The organism is Marinobacterium lacunae, assembly GCF_000705555.1.
GTDB lineage: Bacteria > Pseudomonadota > Gammaproteobacteria > Pseudomonadales > Balneatricaceae > Marinobacterium_D > Marinobacterium_D lacunae.
Genome location: NZ_JMQN01000048.1, coordinates 46,259 through 63,636 on the forward strand (window position 1 = coordinate 46,259; position 17,378 = coordinate 63,636).

At 59.7% G+C, this 17,378-nt stretch carries 20 protein-coding genes and 3 tRNA genes; 15 read left to right on the forward strand and 8 right to left on the reverse strand.

Annotated elements, in window-relative coordinates; genetic code table 11:
- The first annotated feature begins 1 nt into the window (after window position 1).
- A tRNA-Phe gene (locus ADIMK_RS16730) sits at window positions 2–77 on the forward strand.
- A 44-nt stretch (window positions 78–121) separates the two neighbouring features.
- Here ADIMK_RS16730 and ADIMK_RS16735 read toward each other — a convergent pair.
- A complete protein-coding gene (locus ADIMK_RS16735; RefSeq protein WP_036190687.1) occupies window positions 122–988 on the reverse strand; it encodes a DMT family transporter in 867 nt (288 codons plus the stop codon).
- 127 nt (window positions 989–1,115) lie between these two features.
- Here ADIMK_RS16735 and ADIMK_RS16740 point away from each other — a divergent pair, with 127 nt between their 5' ends.
- Window positions 1,116–2,498, forward strand: a complete 1,383-nt coding sequence (locus ADIMK_RS16740) for an aminotransferase-like domain-containing protein (RefSeq protein WP_036190839.1) — start codon at window positions 1,116–1,118, stop codon at window positions 2,496–2,498.
- A gap of 15 nt (window positions 2,499–2,513) precedes the next feature.
- Here the strand turns inward: ADIMK_RS16740 and ADIMK_RS16745 are convergent, their stop codons facing one another.
- Window positions 2,514–3,395 (reverse strand): AraC family transcriptional regulator, encoded by an 882-nt coding sequence (locus ADIMK_RS16745; RefSeq protein WP_051693048.1) that lies wholly within the window; start codon window positions 3,393–3,395, stop codon window positions 2,514–2,516.
- A gap of 195 nt (window positions 3,396–3,590) precedes the next feature.
- On the opposite strand from ADIMK_RS16745, the gene ADIMK_RS16750 reads away from it, so the two are divergent.
- The 7 genes from ADIMK_RS16750 (at window position 3,591) to ADIMK_RS16780 (ending at window position 9,977) form a co-directional block, all read left to right on the forward strand.
- Window positions 3,591–4,052: a (2Fe-2S)-binding protein gene (locus tag ADIMK_RS16750; RefSeq protein WP_036190690.1), complete on the forward strand. Its 462-nt coding sequence runs from the start codon at window positions 3,591–3,593 to the stop codon at window positions 4,050–4,052.
- Between the two features lie 2 nt (window positions 4,053–4,054).
- A complete protein-coding gene (locus ADIMK_RS16755) occupies window positions 4,055–6,208 on the forward strand; it encodes a xanthine dehydrogenase family protein molybdopterin-binding subunit (protein ID WP_036190692.1) in 2,154 nt (717 codons plus the stop codon).
- 23 nt (window positions 6,209–6,231) lie between these two features.
- Entirely contained in the window at window positions 6,232–7,215 is a 984-nt protein-coding gene (locus ADIMK_RS16760; protein WP_036190695.1) for an XdhC family protein, read from the forward strand.
- Window positions 7,212–7,793 carry a nucleotidyltransferase family protein gene (locus ADIMK_RS16765; protein ID WP_036190698.1) on the forward strand — a complete coding sequence of 194 codons (582 nt, stop codon included), beginning with the start codon at window positions 7,212–7,214 and terminating at the stop codon, window positions 7,791–7,793. The genes ADIMK_RS16760 and ADIMK_RS16765 overlap by 4 nt, the downstream gene beginning before the upstream one ends.
- A gap of 23 nt (window positions 7,794–7,816) precedes the next feature.
- On the forward strand, window positions 7,817–8,431 hold the full coding sequence (locus ADIMK_RS16770; RefSeq protein ID WP_036190700.1) for a carboxymuconolactone decarboxylase family protein: 615 nt from the start codon (window positions 7,817–7,819) through the stop codon (window positions 8,429–8,431).
- Window positions 8,432–8,551: 120 nt separating this feature from the next.
- A complete protein-coding gene (locus ADIMK_RS16775; protein WP_036190702.1) occupies window positions 8,552–8,914 on the forward strand; it encodes a group I truncated hemoglobin in 363 nt (120 codons plus the stop codon).
- A gap of 10 nt (window positions 8,915–8,924) precedes the next feature.
- Window positions 8,925–9,977: an adenylate/guanylate cyclase domain-containing protein gene (locus ADIMK_RS16780; protein ID WP_036190704.1), complete on the forward strand. Its 1,053-nt coding sequence runs from the start codon at window positions 8,925–8,927 to the stop codon at window positions 9,975–9,977.
- A 12-nt stretch (window positions 9,978–9,989) separates the two neighbouring features.
- On the opposite strand, the gene ADIMK_RS16785 is transcribed toward ADIMK_RS16780, so the two are convergent.
- On the reverse strand, window positions 9,990–10,826 hold the full coding sequence (locus tag ADIMK_RS16785) for an SDR family oxidoreductase (RefSeq protein ID WP_231517070.1): 837 nt from the start codon (window positions 10,824–10,826) through the stop codon (window positions 9,990–9,992).
- A 14-nt stretch (window positions 10,827–10,840) separates the two neighbouring features.
- Window positions 10,841–11,074, reverse strand: coding sequence for a hypothetical protein (locus ADIMK_RS16790; protein WP_036190706.1), 234 nt, complete (start codon window positions 11,072–11,074; stop codon window positions 10,841–10,843).
- 180 nt (window positions 11,075–11,254) lie between these two features.
- On the opposite strand from ADIMK_RS16790, the gene ADIMK_RS16795 reads away from it, so the two are divergent.
- Complete coding sequence (locus tag ADIMK_RS16795) at window positions 11,255–11,692, forward strand: DoxX family protein (protein WP_036190709.1); 438 nt, start codon at window positions 11,255–11,257, stop codon at window positions 11,690–11,692.
- Window positions 11,693–11,892: 200 nt separating this feature from the next.
- Window positions 11,893–12,024 carry a hypothetical protein gene (locus ADIMK_RS22325; RefSeq protein ID WP_255344302.1) on the forward strand — a complete coding sequence of 44 codons (132 nt, stop codon included), beginning with the start codon at window positions 11,893–11,895 and terminating at the stop codon, window positions 12,022–12,024.
- 195 nt (window positions 12,025–12,219) lie between these two features.
- Here ADIMK_RS22325 and ADIMK_RS16800 read toward each other — a convergent pair.
- The 3 genes from ADIMK_RS16800 to znuA form a co-directional block, all read right to left on the reverse strand.
- Window positions 12,220–12,306, reverse strand: a tRNA-Leu gene (locus tag ADIMK_RS16800).
- Between the two features lie 90 nt (window positions 12,307–12,396).
- Window positions 12,397–12,483, reverse strand: a tRNA-Leu gene (locus ADIMK_RS16805).
- A 65-nt stretch (window positions 12,484–12,548) separates the two neighbouring features.
- The gene (gene znuA / locus ADIMK_RS16810; RefSeq protein ID WP_156042971.1) at window positions 12,549–13,532 is read right to left on the reverse strand and encodes a zinc ABC transporter substrate-binding protein ZnuA; all 984 of its coding nucleotides are present in this window, start codon (window positions 13,530–13,532) and stop codon (window positions 12,549–12,551) included.
- A 68-nt stretch (window positions 13,533–13,600) separates the two neighbouring features.
- Here znuA and ADIMK_RS16815 point away from each other — a divergent pair, with 68 nt between their 5' ends.
- From ADIMK_RS16815 to ADIMK_RS16830, 4 genes are read left to right on the forward strand one after another with little or no spacing between them, the layout of a single operon-like run.
- The gene (locus ADIMK_RS16815; RefSeq protein ID WP_036190710.1) at window positions 13,601–14,101 is read left to right on the forward strand and encodes a Fur family transcriptional regulator; all 501 of its coding nucleotides are present in this window, start codon (window positions 13,601–13,603) and stop codon (window positions 14,099–14,101) included.
- Complete coding sequence (gene znuC / locus ADIMK_RS16820) at window positions 14,091–14,864, forward strand: zinc ABC transporter ATP-binding protein ZnuC (protein WP_036190713.1); 774 nt, start codon at window positions 14,091–14,093, stop codon at window positions 14,862–14,864. The genes ADIMK_RS16815 and znuC overlap by 11 nt, the downstream gene beginning before the upstream one ends.
- A gap of 4 nt (window positions 14,865–14,868) precedes the next feature.
- Complete coding sequence (gene znuB, locus ADIMK_RS16825) at window positions 14,869–15,663, forward strand: zinc ABC transporter permease subunit ZnuB (protein WP_036190715.1); 795 nt, start codon at window positions 14,869–14,871, stop codon at window positions 15,661–15,663.
- Window positions 15,660–17,012, forward strand: a complete 1,353-nt coding sequence (locus tag ADIMK_RS16830) for an MATE family efflux transporter (protein ID WP_231517071.1) — start codon at window positions 15,660–15,662, stop codon at window positions 17,010–17,012. The genes znuB and ADIMK_RS16830 overlap by 4 nt, the downstream gene beginning before the upstream one ends.
- A 77-nt stretch (window positions 17,013–17,089) precedes the next feature.
- Here ADIMK_RS16830 and ADIMK_RS16835 read toward each other — a convergent pair whose 3' ends face one another.
- Window positions 17,090–17,374 (reverse strand): YheV family putative zinc ribbon protein, encoded by a 285-nt coding sequence (locus tag ADIMK_RS16835; RefSeq protein ID WP_036190717.1) that lies wholly within the window; start codon window positions 17,372–17,374, stop codon window positions 17,090–17,092.
- Between the last annotated feature and the right edge of the window lie 4 nt (window positions 17,375–17,378).

Sequence of the window (17,378 nt, forward strand, 5' to 3'; positions counted from 1 at the left end):
TGCCCGGATAGCTCAGTCGGTAGAGCAGGGGATTGAAAATCCCCGTGTCGGTGGTTCGATTCCGCCTCCGGGCACCACCTCTTTCAGAAGCCCTGCATCATTGATGCGGGGCTTCGTCGTTTCAGGCGCTGGCAAAGCGCTTAGCCCCCGCCACACAACCTACTGCACCCAGTGCTGCGCCCAGCATCGCCCCGCTGACGGTTTCCTGTAGCAGCAGTGCAGCCAACGCCAGCCCGAAGAAAGGTTGCAGCAGTTGCAGCTGACTGACCGAGGCGATGCCGCCCAGTGCCAGACCGCGATACCAGAATACAAATCCGATCAGCATGCTAAATAGCGCCACGTAGGCAAGCCCAATCCAGGCAGGTGTGCCTGTCTGTCCTAGCGTTGCCGGCAGCGTATACAACGTTACCGGCAGCATTACCGGCAATGACAGCACCAGTGCCCAGCTGATCACCTGCCAGCCCCCTAGCGAGCGTGACAACTTCGCCCCTTCGGCATACCCCAGTCCGCATACGACAATGGCCGCGAGCATCAGTAAGTCGCCCTGAAGGGTGGCGGTCAGATCGCCAAGGGCGGCATATCCGGCGACGCAGGCGCTACCCAAAAGCGAGAACAGCCAGAACGCCGGTCGCGGGCGTTCCCCGCCACGCAACACGCCGAAGATGGCCGTGCACAGCGGCAACAAGCCGATAAACACCAGGGAATGTGCAGACGACACCTGTTCCAGCGCCAGAGCGGTCAGCAGTGGAAAACCGACAACGACCCCGAGCGCGACCAACACAAGTGAAGGCAGCTGCGCCCTGTCCGGACGCCGTTGTCGAAGCAATACCAGCAGCGCCATACCCAGCAGCCCCGCGATGCTCGCCCGTGCACAGGTTAGAAACGTGGGCTCGAAATCACCCACGGCGATGCGGGTTGCCGGCAAGGAGCCAGCAAAGATCAGCATGCCGATAAAGCCGCTAACCCAACCGCTCAGCGTTTTGTCCATCTCACGACCTCCTGTTCTTGATCAGCCGTCAGTAGACCACCGCAGGCAGCCGCTCCCCAGATACGATCCAGTACAATTTTGAAGAACTGTTATGTATGCTGAGGCAATACAGCATGAGGGAGTGAACGTGAGCCAAGCCAAAACCCGTATTGCGGCCGTGATGGACGAGATCCGCCTGAGAATCGCCTCGCGATCCTATCTGCCGGGTACGCGGCTGCCGTCGGTACGGGCGCAGGCCAAGGCGATGACGGTTTCGGTATCAACCGTGGTGGAAGCCTATGAAAGACTGGCAGCAGAAGGCGTTATCCACTCGCGCCCCGGTTCAGGCTTTTTTGTCTCGGGACCGGTAGCGCCGTTAGCGCTGTCGGAGATGGGCCCAAAACGGGAGCGCGAAATCGACCCGCTATGGATATCACGACAGTCACTTGAATCCAACGCTTCGACACTGATGCCCGGATGCGGCTGGTTGCCGGACTCATGGATGTATGAGGCAGGTCTTCGTCGTGCGCTGCGTACGGTGGCACGAGCCGACAGTTCGGTGCTTGCGGACTACGCCACGCCGCTAGGCTTACCGGCCCTGCGGGAGGTTTTGGCCCGGCGCATGATCGGCAGCGGTATCGAGGTACCGCCCGAGCAGATCATGCTGACCGAATCGGGCACCCAGGCGATCGACCTGATCTGCCGCTTTCTGCTGGAGCCGGGGGATGTGGTGCTGGTGGATGATCCCTGCTACTTCAATTTCCACGCCCTGCTGAAGGCACATCGTGTCCGCATCGTGGGCATCCCTTACACACCGAGCGGACCGGATCTTGACGCGTTTTCAGCCGCGTTGAATACCCTCTCGCCCCGGCTGTATATCACCAACTCCGGCATCCATAACCCCACCGGCGCGACGCTCTCGGCGACCACAGCACACCGCCTGCTGTCACTGGCCGAGCGCTCGGATCTGGTGATTGTCGAGGATGATATCTTCGCCGATTTCGAAGTTACGCCCGCGCCCCGACTCGCCGCATTCGACGGCCTGTCACGGGTTATCCACCTCGGCAGCTTTTCAAAGACGCTCTCCGCCTCGCTGCGCTGTGGCTATATCGCAGCCCGTGCCGACTGGATCGACAGTCTGCTCGATTTGAAGATCGCCACCAGTTTCGGCGGCGGCAATCTGGCGGCCAACGTCGTGATGAGCGCGCTCACCGACAGCGGCTATCGCAAGCATATTGAGTCGGTGCGCCTGAAGCTGGCCAAAGCGATGGTTACGACTGTCGAGCGGCTCGAGACCCTGGATATACGGCCCTGGCACACTCCGCAGGCCGGCATGTTTATCTGGTGCCGGATACCCAAAGGGCGCGATGCGGCCGACATCGCCCGGGCCTGCCTGCAGGCAGGTGTAGTGCTGGCGCCGGGCAACGCATTCAGTCAGTCGCAGAGCGCGGGGGATTTTCTGCGCTTTAATGTGGCGCAATGCGGTGATGACAGGATATTCCAGACGCTGGCCCGCGTGCTCTCGAGCTAACCGGGTACGGTTCGATCAAGTGGAAGACGGTGCCACGCCAAACTGGCGCTTGTACTCGCGACTGAACTGGGCCGGGCTGTTGTACCCTACCCTGTAGCCCGCATCACTGACACTGTGTCCCTCTAAGATGTAAGTCCGTGCGCGGTTCAGGCGGATCAGCTTGATGTACTGCAAGGGCGAGAGATGCATCACCTCTTTGAACTTCTTATGAAAGCCGGAGACGCTCATGTTGACGGTAGAGGCCAGCTCTTCCACCGGCACAGCCTTGTCTAGATTATCGTGCAACAGCTCTACCGCCTTGGAGATCTGTTGAATCTGTCCGTGCTGTCGCAGCAGTAACTTCAGTGCACCGCCCTGCTCATCACTGAGGATGCGGTAGTAGATCTCGTCGATGATCGACTCGCCCAAAACCCGCGCTTCGGTGGCATCGTCCAGTGTCTGCATCAGCCGCACGGCTGCATCGAGCAGCTTGTCGCTGACCGGCGCCGAGAACACACCGGAGCTGTTGTCCGCCTCAGCACGATTATCGCCCTGTGTGGTCGATTCCATCTTCAGCAGCAGGTTGGCCAGCCGGTGGCGATCAAGCCGAATACCAATAGCCAGCAACGGCTGCTCAACCGTGACGCCCACCAGCTCGCACTCGAACGCCATCGGTGTAAACAGGGCGAGAAACTGGCCCGCACCGTATTCAAACCGCTCCCCCTCCAGGTACACATTCTTGCGCCCCTGTGCGGCCAGAATCAGCATCGGCTCATACACCGCGGGGGTACGGCACTGCTCTTCGGAGGCGCGCACGGCGATGAGGTTCGCGATGGGGGTCGCGTTAAGCCCCTCATCATGCGTGTGGCGGTCGATCAGATCCCGCAGTTGAAGCAGCTTTTTTTCGGTGTGTGCCATGGTCTACCTCCGAAAAGGGTTATAGCAGCAGAGGAAGCCACGCCAAAGTCCGCCCTGTTTATTTTAGAGTTTTGTGCAAGAGATCTGGATCTTCATGCATCCGCCCACCCGTCTACCTCGCCTATATTGGATGACTTGACGCGCTACCAGCGCCGCCCCTTTTTACCTACCCGAATACGACAGGACGAGGTCATCATGGAGTATCAACTGAAGATTAACGGCCGGATGCGCTCCCTGAACGCGGAGCCGGGTACGCCTCTGCTCTGGGTCATCCGCGACGAACTGGCGCTGACCGGCACCAAGTTCGGCTGCGGCGTCGCCTCCTGCGGTGCCTGTACCATCCACTTGAACGGCAATCCAACGCGCAGCTGCATTACCCCGGTTGAGAGCGCAGTTGGCGGCGAGATCACCACCATTGAGGGTCTTGATGACCCGATCTCGGCGGCGGTGCAGAGCGCCTGGCGCGAAAAGGATGTGGTGCAGTGCGGTTACTGTCAGTCGGGCCAGATCATGTCGGCAGTTGGCCTGCTGCGCCAGAACCCCCGCCCTAGCGACGAGCAGATCGACAGTTTCATGTCGGGTAACGTGTGCCGTTGCGCTACCTATGTACGGATCAAGGATGCCATCAAACTGGCGTCCGACACGCTGGAGGCCTGAAGATGAGCGCTCAACTATCACGTCGTAATTTTCTCAAGGCCGCCGGTGCGTCAGCTCTGCTGGTGGGCTTCACGCCCAGAGGCCTGCTTGCGGCCGGTTATGAAGACAGCACACTCAACCCCTTTGTACGGATCGACAGCGACGGTGTCGTGACCGTAATTCTCAAGCACTTCGAGATGGGACAGGGCACCAGCACTGGCCTTACCACGCTGATCGCCGAAGAGCTGGATGCGGACTGGGCCAGCGTGCGCATCGACTTTGCCCCGTCTGATACGGCGAAATATAAGAACCTGTTATTCGGTGCTCAGGGCACCGGTGGCTCCACGGCCATCGCCAACTCGTTCATGCAGTACCGTAAGGCTGGCGCGGCCGCGCGGGATCTGCTGGTACGGGCCGCCGCCGAGCAATGGGGTGTCGGTGTCGACCGGATTCGTATCGACAAGGGCGTCATCACCGATGGCCAGCGCACCGCGGGGTTTGCCGATGTTATCCACAGCGCCGCCCGCCTTGAGCCCAACCCGGAGCCCCAGCTGAAAACACCCGATCAGTTCAAGCTTATTGGCAAGCTCAAACTGCCACGCAAGGACTCCATTGCCAAAACCGATGGCAGCGCTCAATTCGCCATGGACGTGAAACTGCCGGGCATGGTGTATGCCGTGATCCTGCGCAGCCCCCGATTCGGCGGACGGCTCACCGGTTTCAACGCCGACAAGGCGGCCGAGATCGCCGGCTTCATCGATGCCAAGGCGTTGCCCAACGGTGCAGGCGTCGCGGTATATGGCAAAAACACCTGGGCGGCGCTCAAGGCCCGGGATGCGATCACCGCCGAGTGGGATTTCAGTGACGCCGAAATGCGCAGTACCGGTGCGTTGATCGAGGCACACCGTGAGCTTACCGCAGCGCCTCAGTATCAGGCACGAGCGCTGACAACGGACGCGGTACAGGCACGGCTATCGGCAGCACCGCGCACGCTCGACGCCGAGTTTGTCTTCCCGTTTCTCGCCCATTCACCGATGGAGCCGCTGGTCTGTGTCATTGAGCCGACCGCATCCGGTGTGCGGGTACACGATGGCTGTCAGTTCCCGACCGTTGCACACGGTGCGCTGTCCAGCGTACTGAAGCTGAAACCTGAACAGGTGGAGATCAAAACGCTCTATGCCGGGGGCTCCTTTGGCCGGCGCACCACCCCAACGGCCGACTATCACGTCGAAGCCGCAATGGCGTTCGCCCTTCTCGGCGGCAAGACGCCGGTGAAGATGCTATGGAGCCGCGAGGACGATATCCACGGCGGCTACTACCGCCCGATGGCGCTGCACAAAGCCAGCATCGCGCTGGACGCCGACGGCGCTATTCTCGGCTGGGACCACCGTGTCGCGGCCAAATCGATCGTCAAAGGCTCAGCCTTCGAAAGCGCGCTCGTTCACGAGGGGCTCGACCACACCACCGTTGAGGGTCTGGCCGATACGCTTTATCAGGTGCCAAACATGGCGCTCGGCGTCAGTGACTTCCTGAGTCCGGTACCGGTGCTCTGGTGGCGCTCGGTCGGCAATACCCATACCGCCTACGTTATGGAGAGCCTGATGGACATGCTCGCCCACGAGCGTGGCGAAGATCCGATCGCGCTACGCCTGTCCCTGCTCGACAGAAGCAACAAGGAGCAGGCCCGAATGGCGGGCGTCATTGAGGCAGCCAGAGACATGTCCGGCTGGCAACCGGGGCAGAAGCGCGGCTTTGCCGCCCACTACTCGTTCAACACCTTCGTGGCCGTGGTGGCAGACATCACCGTGGAGGGTAACAAGGTACATGTGGATAAGTTGCACATGGCCGTGGATTGCGGCGTGGCGATCAATCCGGACGTGATCCGTGCCCAGATGGAAGGCGGCGCCGGTTATGCGCTCGGCGCGATCATGCGCAACGAGATCACCCTTGATCAGGGCCTGGTGGTACAGGACAACTTCCCGCAGTATCTGCCGCTGCGCATGCCGGATATGCCCGAGATTGCGGTGACCATCGTCCCCTCGGCCGAACCGCCAACCGGTGTGGGTGAACCCGGCGTTCCACCCACGGGGCCTGCGCTGGCCAACGCCATCTTCGCCGTGACCGGCAAGCGGATTACCGAACTGCCGATGACCACGGCCGGTTTCAGCTTTGTCTGACCGCCATACGCAGGAGTCTCGCCATGAGTAACCAACTCTCGGATCTTCTGGCCGCTTGGCAGAGTGACAGCTCCGGCACCCAGTGGGTGCTGGGCACGGTCTATAAAACCGAAGGCTCGGCGTACCGCAAGGCGGGTGCGCTGATGCTGATCAATGGCTTCGGTCAGCAGTTCGGACTGCTCAGTGGCGGCTGCCTGGAGTCTGATATCCTGCGCAATGCCCGCCGGGTCATGCTCAGCGGCAAGGCAATGACGCTGGTGTATGACGGCAGCGACGAGGACGATCTCTCGTTCCGCCTCGGCATCGGCTGCGGTGGCAAGGTGTACATCATGCTGCAGTTGATCAGTGCCGATAACGATCTCGGTTTGCAAGCACTTGCTACCGCACTTAAACGCCGCCAGCCAGGTACTTATTATCAGAAGATCGGTGGCAACCAAGCCTATTTCAAGGTGGGAGAGCACCGCCCGCCACAGCGCAGCCAGATCAAAGATGGCTGGCTGGTCACACCGATACGGCCCGAACCGCACTTGCTGGTCATCGGGGGCGGCATCGATGCGCGCCCACTGGTTGGCATGGCCAAACTGATGGGCTGGCAGGTCACGCTGGCCGACCCAAGGCCCGCCAATGCACGGGCCGAGCACTTCCCTGAGGCCGACCACGTTCTGCGCGACTGCGATAACCTGTCCGCTATTGTAGCCGACACCTCGGTGGATGCCGCGGTGCTGATGTCGCACAGCATCGCGCTGGATGCACATGCGCTTGGCCAGCTGCACAACGCAGGTCTCAAGCACATTGCCCTGCTCGGCCCACGTCACCGCTTTGCACAGGTGCTGGGCCGGGCCGGTTTGAAGGAGTCCGAGCTCAGGTGCCGGGTATCGGGCCCTGCCGGGCTTCCCATCGGCGGGCAACTTCCGGAGAGCATCGCGTTGTCGATTCTCGCCGAGTGCCACGCCGTGTTGCATCAACACACTCTGCAGCCCGAGCTTCGGGTTGCCGTCGCGCAGTGAATATCGCCGCGCTGGTACTGGCCGCTGGAGCGGGTTCCCGCTTTGGCGGGCGCAAGCAACTGGCGTTGCTCGAAGACCGGGCACTGGTTCAGCACGCCCTCCAGCCCCTGCTGCCCCGGTTTGAACACCACCTGTTCTGCGTGATCGGCGCCTATGCCGACGAGGTGCGCCCACTGGTAGAGGGGTATGCAAGGGTCATCGAGCATCCCGACTGGTCGCAGGGGCTGGGTACCTCAATCGCCAGAGGCGTACGGGCCATCGCCGATGACGACTACGACGGCGTGCTGATCACGCTGGCCGATCTTGCCTGCCTCGACACCGAGCACTACCGACAGCTGGTCGAGCGTTTCGACGGCCAGTGCATCGTCGCCTCCCACTACGCGGGCAAAACAGCTGTGCCGGCGCTGTTTCCGAAAGCCCTCTTTGCGCAACTGATGCGACTTGAGGGTGACCGCGGAGCACGCAATCTGTTGCGCGACAACGCCGACCGGGTCGTCACCCTCCCCATGCCCACCGCAAGTCAGGATATCGATACCCCGGAGGACCTGCTCGCGCTGGCGAAAGGCCCTTGGCGATAGTTGTATATACTGGTGGGCAGATCATGACCGAGCCGGACAAACACATGGACAGCAACGACCACCTGCTTCCCCTCCCGATCGAGGAGTGGGACTCATCGCTTGAGCCGATCATCAACGACATGAACGGCCGCCCGATCAATGTGCACAAACTGATGGCACACAACCCGGTTTTGCTCAAGGCCTGGTGGGATTACCGCAACTACTCGGTTACCGGCGGCACGCTGGGCAAACGTCTGGGCGAGCTGATTATTCTGCGCGTGGCAACGCATATGCGGGCCTGGTACGAGTGGGGATCCCACGTCGAGCGGGGCCTTGCATGTGGCCTGTCGCGCGAAGAGATCGAGCGCATCAAGGACACGCCCAATCCCGATGAGTGGCTCGAAAAGGAGTACCTGCTACTGCTGGGCGTCGATGAACTGATCATACGCAAGGGTCTCTCACCCGAGCTGCTTGCCCAGTTGCGAACACACTACACCGATGCCGAGCTGATGGATCTGATCGCGATTCACGGCATGTATGTCACGCTGGGCTGCATGATCAACACCTGGGGGCTAGAGCTGGACACACATGTCCGCGACAAACTGCCGGCTGACGAGACGCGTGAGCGCTTCGAGTCACGCTTCCCCCGGGAGCTCTGAACTCGCCGGTTCGCGGTTTGTGCATCGCCGTTACGGCAACTATAGTGAGGTTTACTCTCACCCCAAGCATCTCTCGGCGCCCTCCGGGCTATCTGACTCATCGGGTGAAGGGAGTAGGTAATGGAGCAAACCTTATTCGACAAGTATGGGGGCTTCGCCACGGTCAGCCGCATCGTGTCCGCCTTTTATGACGAAGTCCTCGATTCACCCCGCCTGAGCCCCTACTTCGACGGCCTCGACATGCGTCGGCTGGTCGATCACCAGACCAAGTTCATCGCCTCCCTGATGGGTGGCCCTGCCAGCTTTTCGAACGAGGCGCTGGTGCGTGCCCACGCCAAGCTCGGTATCGACAGCGACGACTTCGACGAGGCGGTCAAGATACTCAAGTTCACGCTTGAAGACTTCGATCTGGAAGAGGGCGACATCTCACGCATCATCGGCGACGTGGTCAGCCGACGGCATTATATAGTCACCCAATCCTGAGGGCCGAACGATGGACGACGATCAGATCGACACCCGCGCCCTGCTTCAACAGCTCCATCTGGCCGTGGCCCTGACCGATATCGAGGCGGATACGGTCTGCTTCGAAAATGCCTGCTTTTTCGACTGGTTTCCCCCACCGGCCGGTGAACAGGGCCGCCTGAGTGAGCGCATAGTGACGCTGGAGCTGGAAAAGGCACGCAGCCGGCTGTCCGATCGTGGCAGTTTCCGCTTTGAGGTAGAGGTCCAGATCAAGGGCCGCGCAACGCCGATCAGGCTGGAGATGCGACGGATCGACCATCAGGGCAAGCCGATGGTGCTGATCGAAGGACGCGACATCTCAAAGGAGAAAGAGAACCAGTACATGCTCGACTCCTACTCCCGCATGGCGGAGCGCAACGCCAAGGCGCTGGAGAAGGAGAAAGATCGGGTCGAACGCCTGCTGCTGAACATCATGCCCAAGCAGGTATATGAAGAGCTGAAGGACTACGGCACCACGACGCCCCAGCACTTCGAGCACGCAGCCATTCTGATGCTGGATTTCGTTCGCTTCACCGATATGCAGATCTCCAGCGACGCCAGTGCACTGGTTTCGGAGCTCAATGACATCTTCTCCGCCTTCGACCGCATCGTCGAGATGTTCGGCTGCGAACGCATCCGCACCATCGGCGACTCCTACATGGCGGTATCCGGTGTACCCGAAGAGAGCAGCGAAGATACGGCCAACATCGCCCGGGTCGCCCTGCGCATGCGCCGTTATCTGGAAAAACGCAACGCCGCCCATACCAACCAGTGGAAGGGCCGCATCGGTATCAATACCGGCCCTGTCATCGGCTCGCTGGTGGGCATACAGAAATATGTCTACGACCTGTTCGGCCCCGGCGTGAATCTGGCTGCCAGAATGGAAAGCCTCTCGGAGCCGATGCGGATCACGCTCAACGCGGCCACCTACGAGCTAATCAAGGACGAGTTTATCTGCAGTGAACGCGAAGAGGTCGACGTCAAAGGCTTCGGCCCGATGACGCTCTACTTTCTTGAAGAGGAGGCGCGCCAGCACTATCGCTAGCGCGCCGGTGGTTCAATCGGATGCCCGCGTCAGAATGGGGTCCAGCCAGCGGGTCGGCAGCAGTCTGCGCATCCAGCCCATGAAATAGGTCGGCAGCGTGACATAGTAACGCGGCCGCGGCCGTCGGCTTTCCAGCGCGTGGCGCAGCGGTTTGAAAACCGCTTCGGGTGAAAGCGTAAAGGCTGGCTCCTTCCCCGGTGTCTGGTTGCTCAGGCGCTTAACCACCGCCTCATAAGTGGTGCGGTGGGCACTGTTCTTCACATCGATATTATCCTGGAACGCCTTGAACGCATTCTTGCGAAATGCACTCTCGATCGGCCCCGGCTCGATAAGGCTGACATGTATGCCGCTGCCTGAGAGCTCCAGCCGCAGGGTGTCGGTCAGCCCCTCAAGCGCGAACTTGGAGCAGTTGTAAGCCCCCCGGTACTTCAACGCGACCAGCCCCAGCACCGAGGAGTTCATGACGATACGGCCCCGCCCCTGCCTGCGCATCACCGGCAGGACAAGGTTGGTCAGCTCAAGCCACCCCAGCACGTTGGTTTCCAACTGGGCACGCAGTGCTGCCCTGCTCAGGTCTTCCACTGCACCGGGCTGGCCATAGGCACCATTATTGAACAGCGCATCCAGCGTACCACCGGTGCGCGCGAGCACCTCGTCCACCGCCTGCCTGATCGAGTCACTGTCATCCAGATCAAGGAGGATGCCCTCAAGCCCAAGGTCAGTAAGCGCTTGCACATCTTCGGGCTTTCGTGCACCGGCAAATACGCGGTACCCCTCCTCTTTCAACCGTAAGGCACAGTGACGCCCTATTCCGGTTGAACAGCCGGTAATCAGAACCGTCTTGATCAAGCCCTCCCCGTGCATTACTCAGCGCCTCCCGCCTGTTCTTTCGCATCGAGCTTCTGCTTGAGGTTCTTCAGGGTGTAGCGCAGGGAGTCCAGGTTCATACGATCCTCCACACCCTGTATCTGCAAACGAAAGTTCTCGTCTTTCAACTCTTTGTACTTGCTGTACTGGTAAAGATTAAGACCAAAGGCGACGAGGAAAAGCAGCAGAATCACCACTGCCGCATCCAGATGCAATGTGAACTTCTTCAAGGCCGTTTCCTTAATTGATAAACGGGACTGGCGTGCAATTGGCACCGCCGATACTGACTGCGCATCACGATACCACAAGGTTGAACGCTTCACGTCTCTTGCCGACGCATGCCGCGCTTTCCAGACAACACCGGCTACACTATCGATATCTCCAGTCACTCCAATGTATGAGGTGGCGCCATGAACAAGAGTATCTGCAAAAAACTGATGGCCACACACGATGGCCTTTCCCCCCTGATTCTGCGCGTACCGGTCGGACTGGTACTGATGCCCCATGGCGCGCAGAAGCTGTTCGGCTGGTTCGGTGGCGGCGGCCTGGAAGGCACAGGTCAGTGGATGGCCTCCATAGGACTCGAACCGGGATTTCTGATGGCCTTACTGGCCGGTAGCGCCGAGTTCTTCGGTGGCCTTGCCCTTGTACTCGGCCTGTTGACCCGCCTCGTCGGTCTTGTGACCGCTTTCACCATGCTGATCGCGATCCTGTTCGTTCACCTTGGTAATGGTGTGTTTGTCAGCGAAGGTGGTTGGGAATACGCGCTGGTTCTGCTGGCAGCCTCGCTGTCTCTCACCGTCTCCGGTGGCGGACGTTTCAGTCTGGACCGCCGCTGCGCCTGCTAAAGCGCCCATAAAAACTGCCTGAGCTGACATGCAATTTTCAATTTGTCATGTCATTTCAGGCAGCACGCTATAAAATCTGCCACACCCGATACAACAATATCTTTTATATCAAACACTTAAAAACATTCAGGGATAATAAAAAACTGGCACCCATGTTGCGATATCCGAAGCAGAGAAACAGTCACATGAGGAGAATCAACATGGCTGCTATGCACGAAGACGAACGTTACGAAGAGCTGGGTCTGGCACCGTCCATCGCCATGGTGCTGGTGGGGTTTGTAATCGCGATAGTCCCGGCACTGGTACAACTTGGGCTGCTGATCGGCGGCTGACACCAGCGTGCCACGGATAAAATGCCTCGGTATGATGCCGGGGCTTTTTTATAGCGCGGGCTTTACTACCGAAAACGGCTGGATAACCCACCACACGGGTTATGCAGGCAAATGCCAAGCACGAAAACACGCACAGAAGACAGATCAATAAACGGGATTTTCTATCAGGAGAGACCTACCGGGAAGAGAACCCGGTGGTGCAGATGGGGAGACTCGAACTCCCACGCCCGTGAAGGCACTAGCACCTGAAGCTAGCGTGTCTACCAATTCCACCACATCTGCGTCGGTTTGCGCGGGTTTAGCCGTTCAGGCCTGCGGTGCGCACCGCATTTCGTCACTTTCGTCAGTTACTGCGCCACTCTTTTGGGGGAGTGGTGCAGATGGGGAGACTCGAACTCCCACGCCCGTGAAGGCACTAGCACCTGAAGCTAGCGTGTCTACCAATTCCACCACATCTGCTTCGAAAGTGGGGCGCATTATATAGAGAGGGCTTTTTGTTGTGAAGCCCCCTCAGTGAATCTTTTTTACTCCGCCAGACAGGACTCGATACGCTGCGCCAACTCAAGCAGGTACAGCGGGTAAGCATCGGCGGTCGGCGACACGCCCATAGCCAGCGGGTCAAGCTCGGCATGGTTCAGCGGCAGTCCACTGGTAATCGCGTCGACCACAGCGCTGCTGAACTGCGGCTCACTGAGCACACACACGGCATGCTGCGCCTCCAGCTGCTCGCGTATCTCAGCCAGGTGGCGCGCTCCGGGCTTCTGGCTTGGATTGAGCGTGAAGTAGCCCAGCTGGTTCAGGCCGTAATGCCCGACAAAGCCACTGTAGGCATCGTGAAATACGTAGAAACCCCGCGTGCTGACGGGCTTCAACATTTCATCGATGCGCTCGTCCACCGCCGCCAGTGAGGATTCAAAAGCGCGCAGATTACTGGCGATCAGATCGGCGTGCTGGGGGTAAATCTTCTCCAGTTCCGCCGCGATCTCGTGCGACATCTCGAGCGCCTTGCCCGGATCAAGCCAGGGATGGACATCGACGCCGTGATGATCGTGTTCGTGCTCGTCATGTGTGTCGCCGTGATCATCATGCGTATCCTCGTGCTCGTGCTCGTGATGATCCGCCTTGTCCGTCGCGTCGTGGCTCTGGGTCAAGGCCAGTGTATGGGCCTGAGTGCGAGATAACGGCTTGTCGAGAAAGCGCTCGAGATCAGGGCCGACCCAAACCACGAGTCGCGCGTCTGTCAGGCTGCGCATATCGGACGGCTTAAGTGCATAGTGATGGGGAGAGGCACCATCCGCGAGCAGAATGCGGGGTTCACCGATACCCTCCATCAGTGCGGCTGTAATCAGCGCCAGCGGTCTGATGCTGACCACCACGTCCCCGTCCGATGCAGGCTCCTGCGCTTCAGCCTGCGCACTCGCCGTTGCCACCAGAAACAGCGCTAAAAGAGCTGAACCCCGCGCCATACGGCTTATCCAGCCCATACAGCCATCTCCATTCACATTCACTTAAATTCCTCATCTCATACGGATCATTATGTTATACTATAACAATCACTTTTTCCGGAAGAGTCAAGATGAATCAGGAAGACCCGGGATTCGAGTCAGATCACAATCACCAGCACTGTATCGCGCAAGCGCTTGAGACCGCGCACACACTGTGCCGCACCCGGCACCAGCGACTGACGCCGGTGCGCGAACTTGTGCTCAAGCTGGTATGGCAGAATCATCAACCACTGGGGGCATATGAATTACTGCCGGCGCTGGCCGACGCGGGCTTCAACTCCGCACCGCCAACCGTGTATCGTGCGCTGGAATTCCTGCAGGAGCAGGGTTTCGTGCATCGCATTGCTTCACTCAATGCCTATGTCGGCTGCCCCCACCCTGAACGTCCGCACCGCAGCGGATTCCTGATTTGTCGAAACTGCAAGCGTGCGGTCGAGCTCAACACCCACGATGTGCACTCGGCACTGAAAGACAGCGCGGCCACACTCGGCTTCGAAATTGAACAGGAGATGGTGGAAGTGGTCGGCTTATGCCCTGACTGTCGCACCTCGGGAGCAGACCATGCCCAATAGCGATCTTATCCGCCTGAGCGAAATCGACGTGCAGTTCGGCAGCGACAAGGTGCTGAACCATATCGATCTGAACCTGCACACCGACTGCATCACCACGTTGATCGGCCCCAACGGCGCGGGTAAAACAACGCTGGTGCGTGTCGTGCTCGGCCTGCTTAAGCCCACACGCGGCACGATCTGGCGCCAGCCGGGTCTACGGGTCGGCTATATGCCGCAGAAGCTGCATATTGATCGCACCCTACCGCTCACCGTTGCGCGCTTTATGCAGGTTCCCCACCGCATCGACAAGGAAGCGGTGCTGGCCTCGCTGACATCCGTCGGTGCCGATCACCTGCTGAACAAGTCGATCCATGACCTCTCAGGCGGTGAAACCCAGCGCGTACTGCTCGCCCGGGCGTTGTTGCGCAATCCGCAGCTGCTGGTACTGGACGAGCCAGTGCAGGGCGTCGATATCAACGGCCAGATCGAGCTGTACGAGCTGATCGCCCGCATCCGCCGTGAGCGCAAGCTCGGCGTACTGATGATCTCCCATGACCTGCATCTGGTGATGGCATCAACCGACCATGTGGTCTGCCTCAACCACCACATCTGTTGCTCTGGCCACCCTGAAACCGTGAGCAACGACCCGCTGTTTCTGGAGATGTTTGGCCCTGCGCAGGCCAGCGCGCTGGCGCTGTACAACCACCACCACAATCATCAGCACGATATCCACGGCGATGTAATCGCCGATCAACCCTCTGCACACTGCTGCGACGGACATTGACCTCATGGCTGAATTCTTACTCCTGGCTCTGGCCGGCGGCGTCGGCATAGCCGCTATCGCGGGGCCTTTGGGCGCATTCGTGGTCTGGCGGCGCATGGCCTACTTCGGTGACACCCTTGCCCATTCAGCCTTGTTGGGGATCGCACTTGGCTTTCTGTTCGACATCAACCTCAATCTGGCGGTCGTCGCCTGCTGCGTGCTGCTTGCCCTGCTGCTGGTGAGTCTGCAACGCCAGCATATTGTCGCCACCGACACCCTGCTCGGCATCATGGCCCACAGCTCACTGTCACTGGGTCTGGTGGCCGTGGCCCTGCTCGACAATATCCGCATCGATTTGATCGAGTACCTGTTCGGCGACCTGCTGGCGATAGCGCCCGAGGATCTTTACTGGATCTACGGTGGCGGTGCGCTGGTAATGCTGCTGCTCTGGCGCTTCTGGGATCAGCTGCTGGCGATCACCATCAATGAGGAGCTGGCCTCCGTCGAGGGCGTGAACGTACTGCGCGTACGTCTGGCACTGATGCTTCTGATCGCGACTGTTATCGCGGTGGCGATGAAGCTGGTGGGTATTCTCCTGATCACATCGCTGCTGATCATTCCCGCGGCCGCCGCCAGACGCCTCGCCAGCACCCCCGAGCAGATGGCGATCTATGCATCGGTGCTTGGTGTGCTCGCAGTTGTCGGCGGTATTACGGCGTCCTGGTTCTGGGATACCCCGGCCGGCCCCTCTGTAGTGGTTGCGGCGCTGGCCGAGTTCCTGCTGCTGTATGCCGCGCCACGTGGCTTATCCAGGGCATGATGCAGGCGCTTAAAGGCTGGCGTTACTGGCCGGACAAGACACTACACCGCAACATCTGGGCGCTTGCCTGGCCGATGATGCTGTCTAATATCACCGTGCCATTGCTCGGCTTAGTGGACACTGCCGTGATCGGCCACCTGCCCTCGCCCCACTATCTTGGCGCCGTCGCGGTCGGCGGCATGATCTTTTCCATACTGTACTGGGCGTTCGGCTTCCTGCGCATGGGCACCACCGGGCTGGTTGCCCAAGCCTCGGGACGGGACGACGGCACCACCGTGCGCACCCTTCTGGCCCAGTCGCTGATTCTGGCGACGCTGATCGGCAGTGCGCTTATTCTGCTGCGCACGCCACTGATCGAGCTGGCACTGACACTGATGGATCCAGCCGCCGATGTGCTGGCCGAAGCGCGAGAATACAGCGCCATACGGGCTTTCGGGGCACCGGCTGCGCTGTGCAACTACGCCCTGCTGGGCTGGTTTGTGGGCAATCAGAACACCCGAGTCCCCCTCTTGCTGCTCACCTTTGGCAACCTGCTCAACATGCTGCTGGATCTGCTGTTCGTTTATGGATTCGGCATGCACGCGGCCGGCGTCGCGTTGGGCAGTGCAATCGCCGAATGGTCGTGTCTGCTGCTGGGGCTCTGGTTCTGCCGCCGCATGCTCAGGACCATACCCGGTCAGTGGCAGATAGAGCCACTGAGACGGCTTAAAGCCTATGCGGCCATGATCAACGTAAACCGGTACCTGTTCGTGCGCACGGTAACACTGCTGCTCACCTTTGCATTCTTTACGGCTCAGGGCGCCAAGCAGGGCACCGACATCCTCTCCGCCAATGCCGTATTGCTGAACTTCCTGATTCTCATATCCAATGCGCTGGACGGCTTTGCACACGCCACAGAAGCCCTAAGTGGACGCACACTGGGCAAGCAGGATCAGGTGCGGTTTTATCGCACTGTCGTCAGCGCCGGCATATGGTCTTTGGCCAGTGCGCTGCTACTGACGCTGATCTTTGCTTTCGGCGGCAATCTGATCGTTGCGCTGCTCACCGGTATCGAAAGCGTACGTGAAGAGGCCGCGCGCTACCTGCCCTGGCTGGTGGCACTGCCACTGATCGGTATCTGGAGCTTTCTACTCGACGGCATTTTTATCGGCACGACTCAGGTCCGGGCGATGCAGAACACCATGCTGTTTTCCGTATTCTGCGTCTTCGCACCGATCTGGTGGCTGACCCAGCCGTTGGGAAATCACGGTTTGTGGATTGCATTTTTGAGCTTCTTTGCCGCTCGGGGGATCAGCGGCGGCTATGTGTACTGGCGTATTAGCCGCGAAAATGGCTGGATGAAGGGGTAACAGATTAGGCTTTATATCTAAGCCAGCCGGTATGTGAACATTTACACACCGGCTAACCCAGACGTAGAGTTATTCGACTAGTGGTCGCGGCGTTTCTGGCCAGGGTTCGGATCGAAGTTGATCACCTGAATACTGTCACGCTCCTGCTCAGAGACTGACGGGGCTTTGTCATCCCGCTCCTGATTGACGCGCGTTTGCAGCTCCTCAGGATCGGGCCTGCCATCGAGGCGCAGCGAGTCTTCAAAACCGCATTTTACGCACTCGCGATACTCTCGCTCTTCATCACGGTACATGCGTACGCAGTCCATCTGCGCACAGCGCGGACAGACAGCCCCTGCGATAAACCTTTTCGTCACACTCATGATC

What these genes read in the sequence shown, in the direction of transcription:
- ADIMK_RS16770 (WP_036190700.1), top strand. Translation starts at nt 7,817, where the DNA reads ATGACCGAGCCGGACAAACACATGGACAGCAACGACCACCTGCTTCCC.
- ADIMK_RS16760 (WP_036190695.1), top strand. Translation starts at nt 6,232, where the DNA reads ATGAGTAACCAACTCTCGGATCTTCTGGCCGCTTGGCAGAGTGACAGC.
- ADIMK_RS16775 (WP_036190702.1), top strand. Translation starts at nt 8,552, where the DNA reads ATGGAGCAAACCTTATTCGACAAGTATGGGGGCTTCGCCACGGTCAGC.
- znuB (WP_036190715.1), top strand. Translation starts at nt 14,869, where the DNA reads ATGGCTGAATTCTTACTCCTGGCTCTGGCCGGCGGCGTCGGCATAGCC.
- ADIMK_RS16830 (WP_231517071.1), top strand. Translation starts at nt 15,660, where the DNA reads ATGATGCAGGCGCTTAAAGGCTGGCGTTACTGGCCGGACAAGACACTA.
- ADIMK_RS22325 (WP_255344302.1), top strand. Translation starts at nt 11,893, where the DNA reads ATGGCTGCTATGCACGAAGACGAACGTTACGAAGAGCTGGGTCTGGCA.
- ADIMK_RS16835 (WP_036190717.1), bottom strand. Translation starts at nt 17,374, where the DNA reads ATGAGTGTGACGAAAAGGTTTATCGCAGGGGCTGTCTGTCCGCGCTGT.
- ADIMK_RS16795 (WP_036190709.1), top strand. Translation starts at nt 11,255, where the DNA reads ATGAACAAGAGTATCTGCAAAAAACTGATGGCCACACACGATGGCCTT.
- ADIMK_RS16815 (WP_036190710.1), top strand. Translation starts at nt 13,601, where the DNA reads ATGAATCAGGAAGACCCGGGATTCGAGTCAGATCACAATCACCAGCAC.
- ADIMK_RS16735 (WP_036190687.1), bottom strand. Translation starts at nt 988, where the DNA reads ATGGACAAAACGCTGAGCGGTTGGGTTAGCGGCTTTATCGGCATGCTG.
- znuC (WP_036190713.1), top strand. Translation starts at nt 14,091, where the DNA reads ATGCCCAATAGCGATCTTATCCGCCTGAGCGAAATCGACGTGCAGTTC.
- ADIMK_RS16750 (WP_036190690.1), top strand. Translation starts at nt 3,591, where the DNA reads ATGGAGTATCAACTGAAGATTAACGGCCGGATGCGCTCCCTGAACGCG.
- ADIMK_RS16745 (WP_051693048.1), bottom strand. Translation starts at nt 3,395, where the DNA reads ATGGCACACACCGAAAAAAAGCTGCTTCAACTGCGGGATCTGATCGAC.
- ADIMK_RS16755 (WP_036190692.1), top strand. Translation starts at nt 4,055, where the DNA reads ATGAGCGCTCAACTATCACGTCGTAATTTTCTCAAGGCCGCCGGTGCG.
- ADIMK_RS16780 (WP_036190704.1), top strand. Translation starts at nt 8,925, where the DNA reads ATGGACGACGATCAGATCGACACCCGCGCCCTGCTTCAACAGCTCCAT.